The following is a 19,275-nucleotide window of genomic DNA, read 5'->3' as shown; positions in this document are numbered from 1 at the left end:
GATCCGGTCCGCGCCCGCCCATCCGGTTAGGGTGGTCCCGTTCGACCCTAGGCCGACCGGCCGTGTCATGACCCCCGCGACGGAGTAGACGATGCGAATCAGCCGCGATCAGGTGGAGCTCGACGACTACGGGCGCATCTGCTACGAGGACGAGCCCTACACCGGCGAGGTCGAGAAGTACGCGGACAACGGGCAACTGGTGCTGTTGTTCACCTACGACGACGGCGTCGAGGACGGACCCCAGCACGAGTGGTGGCCGGACGGCAGCAAGCGGTCCGAGGGCGTGACCCGCATGGGCTCCGCGGTGGGGGAGTGGCAGTACTGGTACGAGAACGGCCACCTCAAGGAGCGGGTGGTGCTCGACGACCAGGGCCGGGTGCTGGTCCGGCAGCGCTGGAACGCCACCGGTGAACAGACCATGGACAAGACGACCCGCCGATGACCAAATTCACGGTGCGGCAACATCATCCGCTACGAGCCGGGTAACCTGCGGAATACTTGGCGTTCACCGGATCGTTGGGCTGTTCGTGAACTCTTCGCTATACCGGGCGAATATCCGCTCTGTATAGTTCAATTCGAAATGATCTTCCTGATGGGGGTCTCATGAGCCACCTCGTTGCCACACCGGACGCGATTCGCGCCTACGGAGAGGCCTCGGCCACGATGGCGAGCGCTGTCGCCGGTGCCGCCGCGGTCGACCAGGTCGCCACGGTCGCCGGGCTGGTGCCGGTGTTCGGGCTGATCGGTCAGGACTTCTTGCTGAGTTATGCAGGCGCACAGGGCAATCACCTGACGTCGGTCGCCGAACTCGCCGCCGTGCACGCGGGGACGGCGGTCACCGCCTACGAGGCGGCGGCCGATTACGAAGCCGTCGACGACGCCGCCGGAGTCGATTTCCTCTCCCTATCGCGGGACCTGTGAGTACGCCCTTCGACCAGGGCTCGACCGGAGCCGTGCAGGCCACGCCTGCTGCGGCGAGCGCCCAGTCGGTGGCGGATGCCTTGCGCGACACCAACTTCGCGCCACTGCTGGACAGCCCGGTCGGCGATGTCCTGCAGACGCTGGGCCTGCCCGCGCTGCCACAGCTGCCGGCCATGCCCCCGCTGCCGGATATGCCGCCGCTGCCGACCCTGGATCTGACCGCGCTCACCAAGCCGCTCACCGATCTGGCGTCCGCGTTCGGCACCGGCCAGCTGGGTCAGGGGCTGGACGCGTCGAAGATGCTCTCCGGCGTCTCGAGCGCGCTGCAGCAGGTGATGTCGATCGCCCAGTCGGTCATGTCGCTGGCCGGCTCGAATTCGTGGCAGGGCTCCGGCGCGACCGGCGCGGCCGAGAAGGGCACCGCGGCCCAGACCAACGCGCTGGAGCTGGAAGGCCAGAACCTGCACCAGAAGACGGTCATGGCCGGCGCGGCGACCTCGGTGGCCACCGGCGCGGCCCTGATGTCGGCCATCATCACCAAGTTCGTCACCGGTGTCACGGTGGCGGCACCGTTCATCGGCACCCCGCCCGGGCAGGCGTTCCTGCTGTCCCTGGCCAGCGAGACGGCCGCGGAGGCGACCGCGGTGGTGGCCAAGACCCGCACCGAGATGACGGTGCACAGCGCCAATATGACCACGGCCGGACAGAAGGTGAAGGTCACCGACGCCCCGAAGGGCGTGGACTCGCTCTCGCAGGTGTCGCAGCTGCTGGGCCTGATCTCCCCGCTGAGCAGCGCCGCGAGCACGGGTGTGCAGCAGCTGCAGCAGCTCCAGTCCATCAGCCAGACCTCCGACGTGCAGCCGACGCCTGATCCGGAACCGGTTGCCGCGCCGACGGATTCGGGCGGACTCGGTGGTGGCGGTCTCGCGCCGATGGGCGGTCTGGGTGGCCTGGGCACGTCCTCGACGCCGCTCGGCCAGGCCAGCCCCCGCACCATGAGCGCGACCACCACGCCGCCGGTCCCCGTGCCCGCACCGATGCCGGCCACCGGCGCGCCCGGCATGGGTGGTGGCATGGTGCCGCCCATGGGCGCCGGCGCGGCCGCACAGGCCGGTGACGCCGATGAAGAAGTGCGCACCAACATGGTCACCGCCGAGCACGGCGACGAGGTCGTCGGCGAGCTGGGCTACACCGGTGTCCCGGTGGTCGGCGCGGTCGGCACCAACGGCCCGCGCCCGGCCCAGTGATCGCCGAGGGCACCGAAACCGGGTCGTTGTATGTCCGGGCGACACGGTAGGATTCGCCCGGAAAGGGAGGGACAATGAGCGAATTCAATTTGGGCGGTGTGCGTTTCGACGCGGACACGGTGCTGGCCGCCGCCGCCGACCTGGAAGCCATGGCCGACCGCCTGGAAACCGCCCTGGGCGCGGACACCCCGGCGCTCTCGGTGCCCGCCGCCGGCTCCGACAAGGTGTCCCTGGCCGCAGCCGACACGCTCACCGCCGTCGGCACATCCTTCGTGTCGCAGAGTGGTCTCGGCGTGGACGAGCTACGCAAGCTGGCCGCCGTCGTGCGCAATCAGGCGACTACCTTCGGTCAGGTCGAGACCGACAACTCCACGGACTTCACCAACCTCTGAGCAGAACTCGGTGCCGGACCGCGTGATCGCGGGGGTCCGATCGGGTGCTCGATGCGGGCGGAGCCCCAGCGGTCTCGAGGGGTTTCAGGGGTGAACCCCTGAGAGCCCCCGAGAGTTGGGGTTGCGCCTACGGATGCTCGAGGTGGGCGGGAAGCGGTTCCGCCGCTTCCGCTTCCGACTCGAAGGGCGGAGTCGATCCGGCCAGGCTGAGGTACCCGTTCACGCTCTGGGTGAGGGCGAAACCGAACCCGTCGGGGGTGCGCGCGTACCCGACGCGCGGGAACTCGTCGGGCTCGGAGCTCGTCGGCCAGCCCAGTTCGCTCCAAGCCCGCAGCATCAGATCGAAATAACGATCCGATGTCTCGGGCGTGGTGCCGAGCACCCAGTACCTGATGTCCAGGAATCGCAGCGGGTTGTCGGGATCGCTGTCGTCCCAGGTCAGCGTGACGCCGCGATGGAACACCGCCTTGGGCAGGTCCGGATGGCGGACTGTCAGCGACAGCTCCGCGGGCAGCGCGCGCAACGTCTCGCCGAGGTGCCGTAACAGTTGTGCGCGGGCGGCACTCTGCGTTGTCGCCGTTGGCATTCGGTCCTCGTTTCCTCGATTCGAAGGGTGCGCGCTCAGCGCAGCCGGTGCGCATTGCCGGTCAGTATCATGCCCAGGATCCGGTACGACTCGTGGGCGGCGCTGAAGTAGTTCTTGCCGCCATGGTCGTCCGGATTCCAGCCCAGACGAGTCTGGGTGGGCCTGGTGTCGGACTCGAAAACCCTAGCGCCGAACTCCGGATCGCTGGGTTTGGGACCGTGGGTGGGCGGCATCAGCTCGAGAGAGTCGTACTCGGCCATGGTCGCGAAGACGTGGTCGCCGATCTCGGCTGGGCCGACGCCGGTCAGTCGCAGATCCCCAACATTGGTGACACCGGTGCCGATGCTGCCGATGAAAACCAGCGCGTCGGTATTCAATTCGTATCCGTGCCCGGCCGCGTGCCCGGCAGTGACGCCACCGTACGAATGCGCGATGGTGGTGGTGTTCGCGGGCGGTCCCTGATGGGTGGCCCGCAGCCCGTCGTGGAACTCCCGCAGCTTCGCCGCACCGCCCTCGGCGTGCCCGGAATGCATGCCCTGGACCAGCGAATTCGGATTGTTGTAGGCGCCGAACAGGATCACCGACGTCTCCGCGTTCGGATCGATCGCCAGGGCGGCCTGCCGCACCTGCGCCAGTGTCTCGAGCGCGTAGCCGACACCACTGCGCCGCCGGAACGCACCGGCCACTTCAATGGCCACGTTCTGGGCGGTATCCGGATCGCCCAGAGAGTAGATGTACTGGAGCTTCTCGTCGATATACGACAGGTGGACGGCGGGCATACCCTCCTCGGCCGGCAGGCCGAGATAGTTCTCCCGCATATCCCGAATGATGTCCAGGCGGTCCTGGATCCGCTTCCGCTCGGCCAGCACCTGCGGTGTCTCCGGCTCGGCCTGGGCCCGCAGCATCTCCTGCTCGGCCTGGTGCCGCAGCATATCGAAGGTTTGCCGGTTGTACCGATCGCGGTCGGCATGCGGTATGCCGTCGCGGTTTCCGATGAATGGGTCCGCGCGATGCCAGGCGTCCTTCTCCTCGGGGGAGAGAGTCTGCCACTCGTGGTGCAGTTGCTGTGGATCGGTCGGCAGCCGGTGGTCCGGATCGGTAGGGAGCCCGATGTCCGGCACCGGCGTGTGGTCGGGATATTCCTCCGTACTCGGCGGCCACCGGAACCAGCGTTCCCCGGTCCGGACATCCTCGACCATGTGATGGTCGCCCACGAGCCGCAGCGGTCCCGAGCCCGTCGCATGGTGTGCCTGTGCGAGATGCTCGGCCATCTCGGCTCGGTAGACCAGGTGGGTCTTCATGATGGCGCCGTGGGTGGGAATGGACAGATAATCGAGCGCGTCGGCGGCCCGGCGTTCGAGGCGCACCGTCTCGACGTATTCCAGATCAGCAGCGGACAATTCGGGGTCGCGACGGCCGACGTCGGTGAGCAGCTCGTCAACGTGCCCGCGCGCATGCTCGGTCAGGTAGTCGGCGATGATCCGTCGCCGGTCGGCCGCACCCGGTGTGCCCTCCCGCAATCCGAGTTGTTCGACCAGGGCCAGCGCTTCGCGACGAGTGGCGGCGTGGTTCTCCGGCAGCCTTTCGGCCAGTTCGCGCAACTGGCGGATGCGGCCGAGATCGTGCGGGGTGGGCGCGGCGTGGTGATCGACCGGTCCCGGTCGCAGGATGCCCGGATCCGGTATGCGCGCCTGATCGATCAGCCGCGCCAGGTCCGGATCATGCTGGGCCAGTAGCCGTTCCACGGTGGGCGCGTGCTCCGGATCGTGCAATCCGAGGTGGTACATCAGATCGTTGAGATCGCGGCGCAGGGGATCCATGACATGAGGCTTGGCACGCGCCGCGACGCCCTCGCCGATCTGCTCGACCAGCACGCGAAGTTCGGCGAAGCGGCCGCCCAGATGCGAGGTCATCCGGGTGGGTCGATCGTCGACCGGATCGATGACCACGTTCTCGTCCTGCGCCAGCCGGATCTCGGCCAGCTCGTGCGCGACGGCCCGAACGACATCCTGGTCCCGGGCATGCGGGGAAACCTTGACGTCGTACCCGGTGATGTGCCCGGATTCGTCTGTCCGCGCGTGGAATTCGGCGACGGCATTGCCGGTGGTCGGGCCGACGCCCACGGTGATGTCGATCGGGCGGCCGTCGTGCGTCATCTCGAATCGACCGGTGTCGTGGTTCCACGCCACGCCCTCGGGCTCGATGAGCCGCAGATTGCCCTCGACCTTGCCGACCACGGATTCCGGTGTCAGATCCGGCATCCCGGCCGGGCGCGCGTCACCGCGGAATTCGCCGACCGGACTCGCCGTGCCGTGCTCGGCCGTCGGATCCGCATGCGGAGGCTCGACCGGCTCGCCGGTGTGTGAAGCCTCAACGGAGTGAACGGGTTCCGCTGTCGGCGGGAGCCCGCGGGGTTCGGGTGGTCCACCCGGCGGATCCAGGGCAGCGTGCGATGGGCGGTATTCATCGACGAGGTTCTCGGGTCCCGAGGGGAAGTCGGCGTAGCGGCCACTGAAGTTGTGGCATTCGCCCATGCTGTGGTTGCAGTTGGCGCAGTACGGGGTGGCCTTCGGTGCGTCGCCCTCGAACGGTTTGTAGGTCTGGGAATACATTTCGCCCAGGGCTTCCGGGCCGGTGGGCATCTCGGGCAGCCCTTGCCTGCGGAGTTCCACGTTCGCCCGCTCCCGCGCCCACAGCGCCGCATTGGCGGCCTTGACTTCGGCGTGGCCCCAGGGCCGGTCGAAGTGCGGGTAGGGCCGAACCCCTTCGGGGTAGCCGGGATAGGTTTTGCTCTCGGGTCGGCCGTCGCGGCTCAGGTTGGGATAGCCACCCTCCGGCCGCGCCAGCCCGGCGGCCTTCATCGCGTCGATATTGGCCTGCAGCGTGGGATGGCGCTCGTCCTTCGGGACGACCTCGTTCTGCTTGCCGTTGATCCCTTCGTAGGCGATACCGGTCCGCAGGTCGACCACCGCGGCGGTGACGTTGCCGTGCGACTTCGGACCCACGTAGGTGCCGTCGGCCTGAGCCTTGGCCACTCGCTTCTGTGTCTTGACCGGCTTCTCGCCCGGCTGCTGCGAGAACTCATCGGCGGCGGCACGGATCTTGGCGGCCCGCTCGCGCGCGATCTTGTCGACATGCTCCTCGACGGGCTTGCCGTCGACGGTGGCGATGAGTTCGCCGATCTTCCCGATGCCACCAGGATGCTCGTTCAGGTCCGCGAGCGGCTTGGTGTCCGTGGTGGTCGGGGCCGCCTCATGATCGTGCGTGTGCACAGTCTGCGGATGTAGGTATGCCTCAGGGATATTCGGGTGCGCGTGACCCGCATCGTGCCCGCCGTGCTCTTCGAGCTCGTAGCGGTGCGCGAGCTGAGCATCGTGCTCGGTCAGCAGTCGGCGCACGGTGTCGGCATGGGTGGGATCGTGCATGCCGAGGTGGTCGGCGAGCTCGCGCAGGTCCCGGCGCAAACGCGGAAGTTCGTGCGCGTGCGCCGGATCGGCGTTCGCGCGGTCGATGTGCTCGGTGAGCACCCGCATTTCGGCGAACCGGCCGCCCAGGTGGCTGGTCATCGTCGAGGGGCGATCATTGTGCGGGTCGACGAGGATGTGCGGGTCCTGTGCCAGCCGGATCTCGGCCAGTTCGTGTGCGAGCGCACGCGGCACGTCCACGTCGCGTGCGCGTTCCGAGAGCACCACCTCGTAGCCGGAACCGTCTGCCCGCGCATGGAATTCGGCCACGTTGCCGTCTCTGGTGGCGCCGGCCCGGACGTCGACGGTGCGGCCGTCGGGGAGCCGGAAGTGCTGTTCGTCGTGGTTCCACACGACGTCCTCCGGGGCGATGTGCCCCAGATTCTCCCGGATCTGCTCGTGGACGAATTCCGGTTGGAGGTGCTCCGTGCCCTCGCGGGCATCGCCGTGGAAGTCGCCGATCGGGCTCGCGTTCCCGTGCTCGTGTGTCCCGGGGGCGTCCGGCTCGTAGGAGATGGTCCAGCGATGCTCGGGCTGTGGCGGCGAGTATTCGGCCATCCGCTCGTGCGGCAACTTGTTGCTGCCGCCCGCGTCGATTGTGTAGTAGTAGTCCCGGTTTCCGGGATGCTCGAAATCCTTTTCCTCGATGAGCTCGAACGGGTTCGCACCTTCCCGGTGCGCCCCTTCCAGCGCCTCCCACAGCTTGGTGCCCAGAATGTGGTAGCGAGTACCGGGATCGCCGCCGACCTTGTCGGGTTTCATGTCCCACTGGACCTCGACGCGTCCGCCGGGCGCGAGGATCTCCGAAAGATGCCCGGCGATGGCGTGATACGCCGCATCCGGGAGTTTGGCGCTGACATTGTTGATGAAGACCCGCGCGATATCACCGCCGAGCAGGTGGCCATTGCCCAGCATGTCGCCGTACACCATGACGGTGCCGGGTTCCATGAGCGGCCCGGCGTCGAGCAGGCCCAGATCACGGCGGCGCTGGGCGCCGATCGCGGCATCCGCGAGTTCGGTCTTGATGATCAGCCCGCCGCCGGCGCGGTCGGCCGCCGGGGTCATCTCGACCGCGAATGCGCCGCGGCCGACACCGACATCGATGGTGTGACCACCCGCCGCGGCCGCGGGAACCGAGGGCCGTGGCTGGCGCTCGATGGGCTCGTTGTGCTCGCCGAACCGATACTGCTCCAGCGGAAGCCGATGCTGTGGCTGCGGGCGGGGCATCACCTCGACCGTGGACAGGCCGTCCACCGCATCGTGCAGGACGACCGTGTACTCGACATTGAGCCCGTGCTCGGCCGCCGCGCGGTTGGCGCGGTCGATGCCGCGCAGGAAGTCCGTGAGGGTGGTGTGCTCGCCGCCGACGTCCATCCGCCCGGTCGCGTGATCGATGGTGGCGGTGATGCGGTCGGGCGCGGTCGCGAAAGCATCGGCGGCGGCGTGCATCTGCGCGAAGCGTTCCGGGCCGAGGGCATCGCGCGCCGCCTGCGGCATGCCGTCGTGGAAGCCGTCGATGGTCCGATGGATGGCAGCGGCCTGCTCCGGGCCGCGCAGGGTCGGATGGTTGATGGCCGCATTGATTGGATTGAGCGCCTTCAGCAGGCCGGGCACCTGGCCCCGGGCGGGCCTGGCCTCCTCCTCGAAGAGCCGCTCGAATACGCGCCGCGAAAGCTCCTCGCGCATCCGGCCGTTCAAGCCCTGCTCCTCGGCGCGCAACAGATCGCCGGCGTGCTCGCCGGTCATCAGTTCACGCAGCCGGGCGAGATGATTCTCCGCGGCGTGCTGGAATTCGTCCTCGGTGAGGTGCTGGTTGAAGGTCGGCCGATCGGAGAGCACGCCCGCCTGTTCGAGCGCTATCCGGTGCGCGAGGTCCGGATCGTGCGCGGCCAGTAAGCGTTCCACGGTCGGTGCGTGTGCCGGATCGTGGAATCCGAGGTGGTCCATGAGATCGTGCAGGTCATGGCGCAGCCCGGGCAGCTCGGCGGCCCGGGCCGGATCCATGACGGCCCGATCGATATGGGCGGTGAGCGTGCGCAATTCGGCGAAGCGGCCGCCCAGGTGCGTGGACATGCGGGTGGGCCGATCGTCCCGCGGATCGATCAGGATGTCGTCGTCCTGCGACAGGCGGATCTCGGCCATTTCGTGTGCGAGCGCGCGCACGACGTCCTCGTTGCGAGCCTTGTTCGACACCCGCACGTCGTAACCGTCCGCGCTGGGCCCGAATTCGGCCACATGCCCGTTCGAGGTCTCACCGACCTCGATCCGCACGATGCGCCCGTTCGACAGGACGAAGTGGTTCTCGTCCGGATTCCAGGCCACCCCTTCGGGGGCGATGAGTCGCAGATTGTCCTGAATCTGCTTGTGCACGACATCGGGCGTGAGATCGCCCTCGGTACGGGCATCTCCATGGAAATCGCCGACCGGACCCGCCGCGGCGACGTCGTATCTGCGTGGGTCCGCGGGTCGGGCGCGGTCCGCGTGCTGGGGCGGGTCGACGGGAATCGGGAGGATGGTCGCCCCGTCGGGGTGCGCGTTGGGCGAATTCGCGTGATCACCGGGCGATTCGTGGTGATCGCCGGGGCGCGTGGGCTCGCCGGACAGGTTCAGGAAATCGTTCGGTCCGCTCGCGTGCGCGTCCACGTGCTGCTCGTGGTCGCCGGTGGCCGGCTCGGCGCGCGGTGCGGTCGGTTCGACGCCGGTGCGGGTCGCCTGCACCGGGGCGTCCGGCCGGGTGGCGCGGTCGACCCCGGCGCGAGTGTCGGGGGTCCTGGGCGAGCTGCCGTCCGTGGGCTTGGGCGCCGTGCCGTCGGCCGGCCTGGCGGTGCTGCCATCCGTCGGGATCCGGAGCGGATCGCGCGGTGCGACAGGCGATTTGGCCGGGTCGCCCGCCGGTGCGCGAGTCTCGCCGGGTGCGCCGTGCGTGGACGAGGTCGTCGCGCCCTTGGCGGGTTCGCCGTCGGCGCGGGTGGTTCCGTCGTTCGAGAAGTTAGTCGCGGTCGTGGAATTCGCACCGCTGGACGGATCCGAGGTGTGGTCCGAGACGGATTCCGGTGTGCGCGCATCCACCCCGGTGTCATGTGTACGAGCCGGATCCATCGCGGCCGTCGCGTCTCCGGCACGATGCTCCGGAGTGCCGCTCGCGTCGGGCCGCGCCGCGTCGCCGGATGGCGAGCCCGAGTGGTCGCCGACCGACTGGGTGTCGGCCGAACGCTGCGACGGGGAATCAGTTGCGCCGCCGTTGTCCTGCGCGTTCGCGTCCAGTCGCTCGCGCCTGCCGTCGGAGGTGAACGAGCCGTTGTTGTCGGACCGGTTGGAGTCGCCACCGTGGTCGGCCTGCTGGTCGTGTGCATGGTCGACGGGTGCCGGGTCGGCCGCCGTCGGGGCACTGGCCGCATGCAGCTGGGGGCCACCGGCCTGCTGACTGTTGTCGCCGCTCCGCTCGCCGGTCGAATCGCCCGGATTCCCGTGCTGTCCGTTGGTGCTGGGGTCGGCGGGGGTGCCGTGTTGTCCGTTGGCGTTCGGGTCGGCGGGGGTGCCGTGTTGTCCGTTGGCGTTCGGGTCGGCGGGGGTGCCATGCTGTCCGTTGGCGTTCGGGTCCGCGGGAGTGCCGTGCTGTCCGGCACTCGGGTCCCCGGCCGTATTGTGCCCGTTTCCGTTGGCGTCGGCTCCGGGGGTGTGCCCGTCCGGGGTGGTGCCCGGTTGGTCGAATGTGGCGGGTTTGGTGGTGGTTTCACCGGGGAGATGCGTGCTGCCGTCGCCGGTGTCGTGCCCCCGCATCGGGCCGTTGTGGTTGGTGTCGCCGTTGTATCCGTGCAGGCCGCTGGGTCCCGCCCCGCCGAACGCGCCGCCGGTCATGGAGCGCGGGTCGAAGCTCCAGTCGCCGTTGACCAGTCCATTGGCGAGCCAGCCCGCTCCGGCGCCGCCCACCCCGGCGGTCGCGCCGGTGAGCGCGCCGTTGAACGCGCCCTTCCAGCCGCCCATTTCGGTGGGCAGGGCGTGGTTCGCGCCGAAGCCGATCGCGCCGCCCGCTCCGCCGGACAGTCCGGCGACCAGTGCGTTCTTCCCGATCGCGCCCCAGTCGAAGCCGTGCCCGTGCCCGTCCAGATTCTGGATGGACTCGACCAGCAGTTCCTGCGCGGTGGACTGGATGACGGAAGTCACCGCGCCCTGGCCGATCTCGTAGATGAGCTTCGGCAGGACCTGCTTCAGCAGCGCATTGGTGATCCGGCCTTCGATCATGCTCTCGATCCGCCTGACGAACCCCTCGCCCAGCTCACGGAACGCGATGCGCGCCGAGGCGAATACCGCGGCCTCCGATTCGGGCGCGAACGGCCCGGTGGCCGCGGCCCAGGCGAGCTCGCCCAGCAGCCACCCGCCCGCGATATAGAAGTTGAGCTTGGCCGACTGCAGTTGATCGCCGAATCCGTCGGCGGCCGTGGACAGCTGGCGGTAGTTGTCGCCGAATTCCTTGACCGAGCCGTGCCCGGAGTCGTCCCCGTAGCGCAGCGGCTTTAGCCATTTGATGATCTCTTCGCCGCCGGTGCCGTCCGGATAGGCCTTGTCGAGCGCACCGAGCAGGTGGTCGAGGTCCTGCAGTAGGTCGTCGGCCTGTCCCGCAACCGATTCCAGGTCACGGGCCATCTGCCACATGGTGTCTTCGTTGCCATGCGGCCATTCGGAGCCCACCAACCAGCTCAGCCATTCGAGCCACGATGGAAACTCCAGCGCCACAGGCCACCTCACGCCGGTCGGTTCTGATCTTGGCGAGACCGACTGTGCCACAAGGAAGCAGGTGAACTCAACACGAACGCCAGATGAGTTGCCGGTGACCGGCCCGGGTACACCCGGCGGTGATAGGGTCCGGCGGGAAGGAGGCCGCATGGGCGAGATTTCGGGAGCGCGGGCAGAACTGGACCGGCTGGGTGCGGTCCTGCGTGCGCAGCTGGTCGAGCTCATCACCGACCTGGCCCCGGAAACCAACCTCCGCCTGCTGTTTCTCGACGAGCCGACGATCGTCGGATGGAGCGAGCCGCCGCGCTACCAGTACTCGGGCCTGATCCGCGGCGAGCGTCCCGCGACCGTCTCGGCCGCAGATATCGCCCGGCGCGCGGCCGCTCTCCTCGGCGCGGCGGGCTGGGAAGTCGGTGAGGCGCAGGACTCCACCGGTCCGAAACCCGCCGTGGTGGTCACCGGTCAGCGTGACGGCATCGACATCGAAGTGCGTGTGGGCGACCATACTTCGGCGGTGATGTTCAGCGGCCGGACCCCGGCGCTGGCGCTCCGCGACCCGGAGGAGTTCCGGCTGCCGGACCCGGTACGCACTCCCGAGACCCTGTCTCCCGGCTTCGTCCTCTGCTACGAGTGCGGCGGCCTGGGCTTCTGCCCGGAATGCGGTGGCCGGGGTCGGCTGCCCGACGGGGAGATGTGTCCCGAATGCTATGGGGCCCGAGTCTGCCCGATCTGCCAGGGCGCAGGCCAGCTCCTGATCTCGGAGCTGTCGCCATACCAGCGCACCCACTATCCCGAATTGCGCGGGACCTCCGAGTAATTCACCACCCCGAGTCGGTGGCTCCCCGATTCTCCTGCCCCTCGGCCCACGCCTCGTAGCCGACGGCATTGCCGAAGTCGGGCGCGGCCTCGCGAAGCTGAGACAGTCGTTCCCGTGACTGCGGGGGAGCGAGCGAGGCGGGTTCGATGGTCGGCGCCCGGGATTCGAGATCCGGCATGCCTTCGATCAGATCCGACAGTTTGGGCATGCGTGCGCGCTCGTCCCGCAACGGCTGCAACAGTTCTCGCCCCTGCCGCGCCACGTCGAGCGCGGCGCTCTGCGCGGCGGTCGTCGTCGCCTTCGCGATTTCGTCGTAGGTCAGTTCGCCGATATCGGAGGAGAAGCGCGTCGCGATCACCACCCCGTCCGCGTTCACGGTGACCCGCACACGTCCACCCGCCGCGGTGCCGGTGGCGGTGAGCTGGGTGCGCTGGCGTGATGCCTCGGCGATCGCCCGCAACTGCGTGGTGAGTTCCTCGACGATTCCGGCCTTCGCGACTTCCCCGTTGTGCCCGGTCATTTCGCCGACCTACGCGAACGTGTCGAAATTGCCGTGCTCCATGGTGTCGAGCTGATTGGCGGATTTGGTCAGCCCGCCGTGCAGATTGTCGAAGGAGTTCGCCAGGTTCTCGGTGCCGGTGGCCAGGTTCGCGCTGCTGGTGGCGAATCCCTTGGCGCCGTCGGCGAATTTGCCGCCGAAATCGTCATCGCCCCATGCCGCGGCTCCCGGCGAGACCGCCTCCCGGGCACTGTCGGCCATCGACTGCAATCGTGCTCGGATGTCTCCGGCGAAACCCGCGGCATCGCGCACCGCTTCCGGATGGACCTGCAATCTCCCGGCCATAAGATCGACTGTCCCACAACCGATCAGTGAACACAACATGAACAAGACGTGCCGCCGCCCGCCTGGCAAGATCGATCCCGCACCCGTACCCGGCCGAAGGAGCCCGCATGCCCGACACCCTCCCGCTGGCCAGAACCAACGCCGAGGCCCGTCTCTACCTCACCCTGCAACCCTGCCCCACCTGCGGCGAGACCCGCTGCCAGTTCCGCAGCGCCGTCATCACCGTCGACGGTGACCTGGCCAGCCGCTACACCGGCGACTGCCCGTCGTGCGGCACGCCGCGCGCCTACGAGTTCCGCCTCCCCGCCGAGGTCTTGCCCCCGCCCGCCGACTCCGTCCGCTTCGGCCTGGACAACCCCTCCGAACTCCTCGACCCCGGCGTGTGGCTCTGGTACTCCGACGTCTGCATCCGTCAGGTCCCGCCCACGCCCGCGGGCCTCGATGCCCGCGCCGAGCGCGCCGCCCGCCACACCCTGTCCACCGCTCTGGCCGCGGTCGAGGAGACCTTGAAATTCCTCCCGCCCACCGCCGACCGAATCCCCGCCCCGGCCTTCACCTCCGCGCAGGGCCGCACCACCTACAACACCGAACCCGGCCGCTTCACTCGCCCCCGCCTGGAAGCCCTCCGCGACACCTACGCCGCTGCCCTCGCCGACCGCTGACCGGCGATTCGATAGGTTTGGGCGAAGACCGCCGGCGAGAGGGACACATGAACAGGATCGACTACCGCGTGAGTCGCCGTGAGATCGCAACCGACGACGATCTCCGCCTGACGTTTCGCGGTGAGCCCTTCACCGGTGAGGCAGTCGAAACCATCGGCGACCAACTCCTGTTCCAGGTCTTCTACGTCGACGGCATCCCCCACGGCCCCGATCGCGAATGGTGGGCCGACGGCCCCCTCAAGTCCGAAGGTCAAGTCAATTACGGCACGCCGGTAGGCATCTGGCGCACCTGGCACCACAATGGCCAACTCGCGAGCGAGCAGGAATTCGACGACGAGGGCGACCCCATCGCGACCCGTAAGTGGGACGAGTCCGGCAACCCGATCCAGTCCTGACCCGCTCAGCTACCGGTAATCACACGAATGGCCACGTCCTGGGCGGCATTGCTGACCTCGCCGACTCGAAATCCACGACTCGTAATGTGCTCTACGAGTTCCAGCTCCGGTGGCAGATCGTGCTTGTGCAGATAATGAGCCACCGCCCCCGCCCAAACCCACACGCCATCCGTCCGAAAGTTCAGCGGCACATCCCGATCCGCAGGCGCGAACTCATCCTGCTCGAAACTCCTGGCCGCCAGCACAATCGGCGCAGACTCCAAGTACGCCAACACTGCAGTCCGCGTATTTCCCTCCACCGCAGGACGATCCGCCACCGGACGTCCGTCAGCGTCCTTGCCGTCATAAACCTTCGCCATTCGCGGCGGTCGCACAGCAGCCGGCTCCGGCGCAATCCTGGTGGTTGCTTCGACCTCCGATGCTGGAACGGCGGCCGCGAAGGGATTCGGTGCGGGTGACGCGGGCGCGAAGGGGTTCGGCGAAGGCGTCGCGGGCGCGAACGGATTCGAACCGGGTACGGGCTGCGCCACAGGCGCAAAAGGATTCGATCCGGGAGTCGGTGCGAATGGGTTCGCGCCGGGTGGCGGCACGAACCCCGGCGTATAGCCCGGCCTCGGCTGAGCCATCAGCCGCGGCCGCGCCAACTGCGCCACCAGCCCCGCCACGGTCGCGGCGAAGGACAGCAACAGCGTGAGCATCGTCAACCAGAACCCGGCACCCGCGTACTCCCAGAAGTTCAGTCCCCCCAGGGCGAACGCGATACTCAGCCCGCTGATCGCATTCGCGAAGATCAACGCGGCAGCTGCACCACTGGCCGCTCGCACGGCCGCGTTCCGCACCCCCGCGCCGGCCAGTAAGGCGATGGCCACGACAACGACGGCGATCAATCCCACTGAGAAATGCACGGCGGGCAACGGAACAGAGCCGTCATTGCCCTCCCATATGGATATGACATGGGAGGAACGTCGCACCAACGCGGGGAACGAACTCCAGAGATTCACCGCCGCCGCGACCAGCAGGAGAACGGCCCCCACCCGATCCGCCGCCCCACCACCGAGCTCCTGCGCCGCCCCACGTCCCGCCACCGCAGCATCCCGCAACCCACTGACCAAAGCCGCGATGCCAACCAACATCACCAGCATGATCACCCAGAATCCGAACCCCGGTGACACATGATCCCCGAACTGGCGCGCATAGCCCACCACATCACCCGACGCCATCTGCGCCATCAGCCCACCCGCAAACGCCGCCGCCCAAAACAACACCCGCCGCCGAGCCCCCACCCCCGCAGCAAGCAACGTCCCAACCACCCCGCCACCCATCACCATGAGCACATACGGCACAGCAGTGAAGTAGTCAGTAGCCCGCATCCCATGCCCGTTGCTCTTCCAGACATAGATGTCCCAACTGCCATGCAGCCCAATAGACATCACAGGCAGCCAGAACATCGCAAACGTCAACACCGCCGCCGCAAGCAGCAAGACCCCGGTGATCCGTCCGACGCCCCGTGCTCCACCCACCTGTCCCGCGCTCCCCGGCACTGGTTCAGGCCCACTCATGAAGCCTTCATTCCGTGTGTAGGCCATAGGTTCTCGCGCCCTTCCCGATACAAGATGTGCCCCGCCGCCGCCCGAAACAGCATGTCCTCAACCCCATCGGTCCAGGCCGTCCGCCGAACCTTATCGATGATCAAGGTCCGACTCATCTCCTCCCGCCTCGGCCCGAACCAGTACTCCGCCTCGTCCGGCTCATCGCGCACCTGCCGGTAATAGACAAGCAACGCCATAGCCTCACCAGTCGTCGGCGCGAATCCGGCCGGGGGTGATGTCGTCCAGATCTTCGACATCGGTGAAGGTCATGATCGATTCGCTGTTCTGGTGTCGCTCCGGCGAATTCGGGGGTGCGGTGGAGGCTGGGATGGGTTCGGGGATTCGCTTGGTGAGGTCCGGCAGGCCCTCGATGAGGTCCGACATCTTCGGCATCCGTCCGCGCCGTTCCTGAATCGGATTCGTGAGTTCGGCGCTCTTGCGGCCCAATTCGATGGCCGCGGCCTGCGCGGCTTCGGTGACGGCCTTGCTCAACTCGTGGAGCGAAAGGCCCTCGAGATCGTCGTCGAAGCGGGTCTCGATAACCGTCCCATCGGCATTCACCACCACCGTGACCCGCTTCTGCAGCGCGTACCCGGTGGCCATGAGCTGCGCCCGTTTCTGCTGCATCTCGCCGAGAATCCGCATCTGCTGCTGGAACTCGTCGAGCATCGAGGCCAATTCGGCCTTCACGCTCTCATTGGCCATGGCTACTTGCCGAACGCGTCGGCGTTACCTTGATCGGTACCGTCGAGCTTCTTGCCGGACTGGTTCTGCCCGTCGGAGTTGTTCTCGGCGTTCTTGGCCAGGGTCTCGGAGAGACCCTTCAGCGTCTTGCGGGCGGCCAGATAGCCGGACCCGTCCTCGGTCCCGGCGAATTCCGTGCCGTAGCTGTCGTTTCCCCAAGGTTCGCCCTTGCCGCCGGTGCTGGCCATTAGACCGTCCACCACCCCGCGTAGCCGACTGTTGACCAGGTCCGTTTTGGCCGACGCCTTCTTCAATAGCTCGGGATCGACGTCGAGTTTGTCTGTCATCAGGTATTACTCCTCCCCATAGCAGCCGGTCAGCGCGTCAGCCGCGCTGCCGCATCCGTTCCTGAAACCGTTGAGTGAACCCCGCGATGTAGACCGTCGGCGGCACCGAGGACGAGGACGGTTCGATCACGCCGTCGTCGGCCATGTAGTAGATCGCGCGACCGATCATGATCTCGCCCGGTCGGGTGGGCACGAAAACCATCCAGCCGTTGTCGATTCGTTCGGCGGTCAACTGGTCGAGGGGGTAGCCACTGGTGTCGGTACCGCGCGCCAGGATGAATCGGCTGACTTGCTCGATGGCGTCGATCCGGCTCAGCGGCGGCGCGGTGACAAAGGTCCGAAGGCCCGCCAGCGTGAACTGGTTGAGGGCCGAATCCACGTCGTGCTCGGCCGGATCGAAGACCGCGGCCACCGTCTCGTAGGTCACCAGTCCCGCCTGTGCCGCCGAAACCAGCGTCGCGACAGCGGATCTGGTGGCATCGGTGACCGTCTTCCCGGCGGACGTCATGACCTGCAGGATCACGTCGATGGTCGAGTCGGTGGTCCAGATACCGGGTACGGCGCCAGCTATGCCGGGACCGTCCGGCGATTCCCCCCGGAACCACTGTCCGTCCTCCCACCAGTAGCAGAAGGTCAGCTGCCCGGTGGCCGCCCGCGGATTCAACACCGCGTCGGTCACCCAATCCGGTGCGCCCGCGTACAAGCTGGGTAGTAGAGCGCCGTCGTTGTAGACAGCATCGAGTTCGGGTGCGTTGAGCACACCGCCCGAGATGACCGCCCGATCTCCCGGCAGCACGTACAGCGTGCTCCCACTGCGATTCGGTCCCTCGAACCAGGCGAGCGACGGCAGCATCCGGGGGCCGTTCGGTGCGTCGAGAGCGACGAATACCGCTGCGAGCGTGGTCCAGTGCGACCACATCAGCGGTAGCGGCGGGAAGACCTCGGTCGTCGCCTGGCCGCGAATCTCCTTCGCGCGATCGGACCGAGCCTGCTCCGCGGCGACTCGCGGCGAGCGCATCAGGCGTCCACCGTGGCTCACGTACGCGGCCAGCCAAACGGGTAGTCGGTTGCGCGGGTACTCGCGCAGATCGGCCAGATACGCCTCGGCCGGAAATAGTTGGTTGTCCGGAAACGGCTCGTCGCCGTAGTCGTAGTCGGTCTGCATCTGGCCCGCGTTATTGAGGCTGATTCGGATCCGCCACCACGGTCCTTCGCTCATCCCCGCCGCGACGTCGCGCTGTTCCTGCACCAATTGCAGGACCGACTGCGCGGGTTCGACCTGAACCGCCTGCTCCCCGGCCGAATACACGATGCTCCAGGTCTTGTCGGTCACGGTCCACGCGAAGGTCGCGTCGACTCGCTCCCAACCCTCCGGTGCGGCGGCCGCGAGTTCCTGGGCGATCCGATGCGTCAATCCCCGCGCTCGCTCGATGATCTCCTGCTCATCGGCCACCGCTTCGGGACCGGGATGCGAAACCAGGCTGAATCCGATGTCCGGCTCCGCGTTGGACTCCGCGAACCCAGCCATGAACGACTTCATGAATTCGTCGTCCGGATTCCCGCCCTGAGGTCTGCTCACGTCCCGACTCCCCTCCTCGACCGGTCCCGCGCCTTTCACCCCGGTCGGATACCTGTGCGACCTTACACATTCGAGGTGTCGGTGTCGGCCGGGGTGTGGTTAGCTCAGAGTTCGCGGGAGCTTACGTAGCCCTCGTCGGTAATGCGCAGAGCATCCAGCGTCGCCGTCGGGCTGCCCGACAGAACGACGTCCCAGCCACCGTCGATGCGCTGCGGGGCGAAGCCCATGGCCTCGATATCCACGCCGGCACCGATCAGATACATCCGGATTCGGCTCGATGCCTCGGCCGCGGACATCCCGCCCGGAGCTGCCGCGTGCACAGGCCATGGACGGCGATCGAAAAACCCGAGGCGTTCCGCCTCGCGTTGCCGGTTCTTCTCGCTGTGCCGGTAGTGGTCGGAGGTGTTCGTGAACGGTATCCGCCAGAGTGCCGGGCGCTTGGCCCAACCGTAGAAGTAGGGCCCGCCGGTCACCTGCAATCCCGCGGTGAGCAGTCGGGAATCCTTCGGCTGAACGAGCGTGATGATGCCGCTGTGTCCGGAACCGTCGGCCAGCCGAACACGGCAAGTCCTGCGGTGGGTCGCGGTGCGGTTCTCGACCTCGCCGACGACATCGGAGGGCATCGCGACGAAACGGCTCACCAGCTCATCGAATTCCGCTGGTGGGCCCGAGAATCCGGCGGTGATCTCGTGGAGGCGGCCGTTGGATCCCTTGTCGACCCGGTTGAACCCCTCGCCGACGAAGGCATTCGCGCTCCAGGTTTCGGAGCCGTCACCGTCGGCGGTGAATCCCGCGCCCTCCAACAGCGAGACCAATTCCGAGGCACGCCTGCGCCCGTGCGCGATGACGGCCGCGGCCTGTGCCTTGCCGATGGGCTTCAGCGTCGAGGAGACCCCGCCCCGATATCCGGTGCTCTCCTCCGGCCCGACCACGGCGATGCCGTGCGGAATGAACCACAGTGATCGCACGGTGACACTCCTTCGGTGGCGGCTGTCCCGATTCCGTTGCCGACCC

General features: G+C 67.8%; 17 protein-coding genes. 7 read left to right on the top strand and 10 right to left on the bottom strand.

Features of this window, described 5'->3' with window-relative positions; translation table 11 throughout:
* Positions 1–91: 91 nt before the first annotated feature.
* The 4 genes from ACFXIV_RS31730 (at position 92) to ACFXIV_RS31715 (ending at position 2,560) form a co-directional block, all read left to right on the top strand.
* Positions 92–442: a toxin-antitoxin system YwqK family antitoxin gene (locus ACFXIV_RS31730; RefSeq protein ID WP_379394533.1), complete on the top strand. Its 351-nt coding sequence runs from the start codon at positions 92–94 to the stop codon at positions 440–442.
* A gap of 161 nt (positions 443–603) precedes the next feature.
* A complete protein-coding gene (locus ACFXIV_RS31725; protein ID WP_379381609.1) occupies positions 604–921 on the top strand; it encodes a type VII secretion target in 318 nt (105 codons plus the stop codon).
* Positions 918–2,168: a hypothetical protein gene (locus tag ACFXIV_RS31720; protein WP_379394535.1), complete on the top strand. Its 1,251-nt coding sequence runs from the start codon at positions 918–920 to the stop codon at positions 2,166–2,168. Before ACFXIV_RS31725 ends, ACFXIV_RS31720 begins: the two co-directional genes overlap by 4 nt.
* A gap of 74 nt (positions 2,169–2,242) precedes the next feature.
* Entirely contained in the window at positions 2,243–2,560 is a 318-nt protein-coding gene (locus ACFXIV_RS31715; protein WP_379394537.1) for a PE family protein, read from the top strand.
* Positions 2,561–2,687: 127 nt separating this feature from the next.
* Here the strand turns inward: ACFXIV_RS31715 and ACFXIV_RS31710 are convergent, their stop codons facing one another.
* Together ACFXIV_RS31710 and ACFXIV_RS31705 are read right to left on the bottom strand one after the other, a co-directional pair.
* Positions 2,688–3,146, bottom strand: coding sequence for a hypothetical protein (locus ACFXIV_RS31710; protein ID WP_379394539.1), 459 nt, complete (start codon positions 3,144–3,146; stop codon positions 2,688–2,690).
* 35 nt (positions 3,147–3,181) lie between these two features.
* Positions 3,182–11,254 (bottom strand): alpha/beta hydrolase, encoded by an 8,073-nt coding sequence (locus ACFXIV_RS31705; protein ID WP_379394541.1) that lies wholly within the window; start codon positions 11,252–11,254, stop codon positions 3,182–3,184.
* A gap of 238 nt (positions 11,255–11,492) precedes the next feature.
* On the opposite strand from ACFXIV_RS31705, the gene ACFXIV_RS31700 reads away from it, so the two are divergent.
* Positions 11,493–12,161 (top strand): hypothetical protein, encoded by a 669-nt coding sequence (locus ACFXIV_RS31700; protein WP_379394542.1) that lies wholly within the window; start codon positions 11,493–11,495, stop codon positions 12,159–12,161.
* Position 12,162: 1 nt separating this feature from the next.
* On the opposite strand, the gene ACFXIV_RS31695 is transcribed toward ACFXIV_RS31700, so the two are convergent.
* Entirely contained in the window at positions 12,163–12,681 is a 519-nt protein-coding gene (locus ACFXIV_RS31695) for a YbaB/EbfC family nucleoid-associated protein (RefSeq protein WP_379394544.1), read from the bottom strand.
* 9 nt (positions 12,682–12,690) lie between these two features.
* Positions 12,691–13,005 carry a hypothetical protein gene (locus tag ACFXIV_RS31690; RefSeq protein ID WP_379394546.1) on the bottom strand — a complete coding sequence of 105 codons (315 nt, stop codon included), beginning with the start codon at positions 13,003–13,005 and terminating at the stop codon, positions 12,691–12,693.
* 107 nt (positions 13,006–13,112) lie between these two features.
* On the opposite strand from ACFXIV_RS31690, the gene ACFXIV_RS31685 reads away from it, so the two are divergent.
* The gene (locus ACFXIV_RS31685; RefSeq protein WP_379394548.1) at positions 13,113–13,667 is read left to right on the top strand and encodes a hypothetical protein; all 555 of its coding nucleotides are present in this window, start codon (positions 13,113–13,115) and stop codon (positions 13,665–13,667) included.
* 47 nt (positions 13,668–13,714) lie between these two features.
* Complete coding sequence (locus ACFXIV_RS31680; protein ID WP_379394550.1) at positions 13,715–14,062, top strand: toxin-antitoxin system YwqK family antitoxin; 348 nt, start codon at positions 13,715–13,717, stop codon at positions 14,060–14,062.
* Between the two features lie 5 nt (positions 14,063–14,067).
* Here the strand turns inward: ACFXIV_RS31680 and ACFXIV_RS31675 are convergent, their stop codons facing one another.
* From ACFXIV_RS31675 to ACFXIV_RS31650, 6 genes are all read right to left on the bottom strand, one after another.
* Positions 14,068–15,543: a hypothetical protein gene (locus ACFXIV_RS31675; protein ID WP_379394552.1), complete on the bottom strand. Its 1,476-nt coding sequence runs from the start codon at positions 15,541–15,543 to the stop codon at positions 14,068–14,070.
* A 74-nt stretch (positions 15,544–15,617) separates the two neighbouring features.
* Positions 15,618–15,848: a hypothetical protein gene (locus ACFXIV_RS31670; RefSeq protein ID WP_379394554.1), complete on the bottom strand. Its 231-nt coding sequence runs from the start codon at positions 15,846–15,848 to the stop codon at positions 15,618–15,620.
* Positions 15,849–15,852: 4 nt separating this feature from the next.
* Positions 15,853–16,356, bottom strand: coding sequence for a YbaB/EbfC family nucleoid-associated protein (locus ACFXIV_RS31665; RefSeq protein ID WP_379394556.1), 504 nt, complete (start codon positions 16,354–16,356; stop codon positions 15,853–15,855).
* Positions 16,357–16,358: 2 nt separating this feature from the next.
* Positions 16,359–16,682 carry a hypothetical protein gene (locus tag ACFXIV_RS31660; protein WP_364605532.1) on the bottom strand — a complete coding sequence of 108 codons (324 nt, stop codon included), beginning with the start codon at positions 16,680–16,682 and terminating at the stop codon, positions 16,359–16,361.
* Positions 16,683–16,719: 37 nt separating this feature from the next.
* On the bottom strand, positions 16,720–18,261 hold the full coding sequence (locus ACFXIV_RS31655; RefSeq protein WP_379394558.1) for a hypothetical protein: 1,542 nt from the start codon (positions 18,259–18,261) through the stop codon (positions 16,720–16,722).
* Positions 18,262–18,365: 104 nt separating this feature from the next.
* Complete coding sequence (locus ACFXIV_RS31650) at positions 18,366–19,229, bottom strand: hypothetical protein (protein WP_379394560.1); 864 nt, start codon at positions 19,227–19,229, stop codon at positions 18,366–18,368.
* Positions 19,230–19,275: the final 46 nt, after the last annotated feature.

Origin of the sequence: Nocardia sp. NPDC059236 (genome assembly GCF_042754085.1) — a bacterium.
Taxonomy (GTDB): Bacteria; Actinomycetota; Actinomycetes; order Mycobacteriales; family Mycobacteriaceae; genus Nocardia.
Note: the sequence above shows the minus strand (reverse complement) of the source record. Positions and strands in the feature narration are given on the sequence as shown.

What these genes read in the sequence shown, in the direction of transcription:
- ACFXIV_RS31730 (WP_379394533.1), top strand. Translation starts at nt 92, where the DNA reads ATGCGAATCAGCCGCGATCAGGTGGAGCTCGACGACTACGGGCGCATC.
- ACFXIV_RS31725 (WP_379381609.1), top strand. Translation starts at nt 604, where the DNA reads ATGAGCCACCTCGTTGCCACACCGGACGCGATTCGCGCCTACGGAGAG.
- ACFXIV_RS31715 (WP_379394537.1), top strand. Translation starts at nt 2,243, where the DNA reads ATGAGCGAATTCAATTTGGGCGGTGTGCGTTTCGACGCGGACACGGTG.
- ACFXIV_RS31710 (WP_379394539.1), bottom strand. Translation starts at nt 3,146, where the DNA reads ATGCCAACGGCGACAACGCAGAGTGCCGCCCGCGCACAACTGTTACGG.
- ACFXIV_RS31705 (WP_379394541.1), bottom strand. Translation starts at nt 11,254, where the DNA reads ATGGCCCGTGACCTGGAATCGGTTGCGGGACAGGCCGACGACCTACTG.
- ACFXIV_RS31700 (WP_379394542.1), top strand. Translation starts at nt 11,493, where the DNA reads ATGGGCGAGATTTCGGGAGCGCGGGCAGAACTGGACCGGCTGGGTGCG.
- ACFXIV_RS31695 (WP_379394544.1), bottom strand. Translation starts at nt 12,681, where the DNA reads ATGACCGGGCACAACGGGGAAGTCGCGAAGGCCGGAATCGTCGAGGAA.
- ACFXIV_RS31690 (WP_379394546.1), bottom strand. Translation starts at nt 13,005, where the DNA reads ATGGCCGGGAGATTGCAGGTCCATCCGGAAGCGGTGCGCGATGCCGCG.
- ACFXIV_RS31685 (WP_379394548.1), top strand. Translation starts at nt 13,113, where the DNA reads ATGCCCGACACCCTCCCGCTGGCCAGAACCAACGCCGAGGCCCGTCTC.
- ACFXIV_RS31680 (WP_379394550.1), top strand. Translation starts at nt 13,715, where the DNA reads ATGAACAGGATCGACTACCGCGTGAGTCGCCGTGAGATCGCAACCGAC.
- ACFXIV_RS31670 (WP_379394554.1), bottom strand. Translation starts at nt 15,848, where the DNA reads ATGGCGTTGCTTGTCTATTACCGGCAGGTGCGCGATGAGCCGGACGAG.
- ACFXIV_RS31665 (WP_379394556.1), bottom strand. Translation starts at nt 16,356, where the DNA reads ATGGCCAATGAGAGCGTGAAGGCCGAATTGGCCTCGATGCTCGACGAG.
- ACFXIV_RS31660 (WP_364605532.1), bottom strand. Translation starts at nt 16,682, where the DNA reads ATGACAGACAAACTCGACGTCGATCCCGAGCTATTGAAGAAGGCGTCG.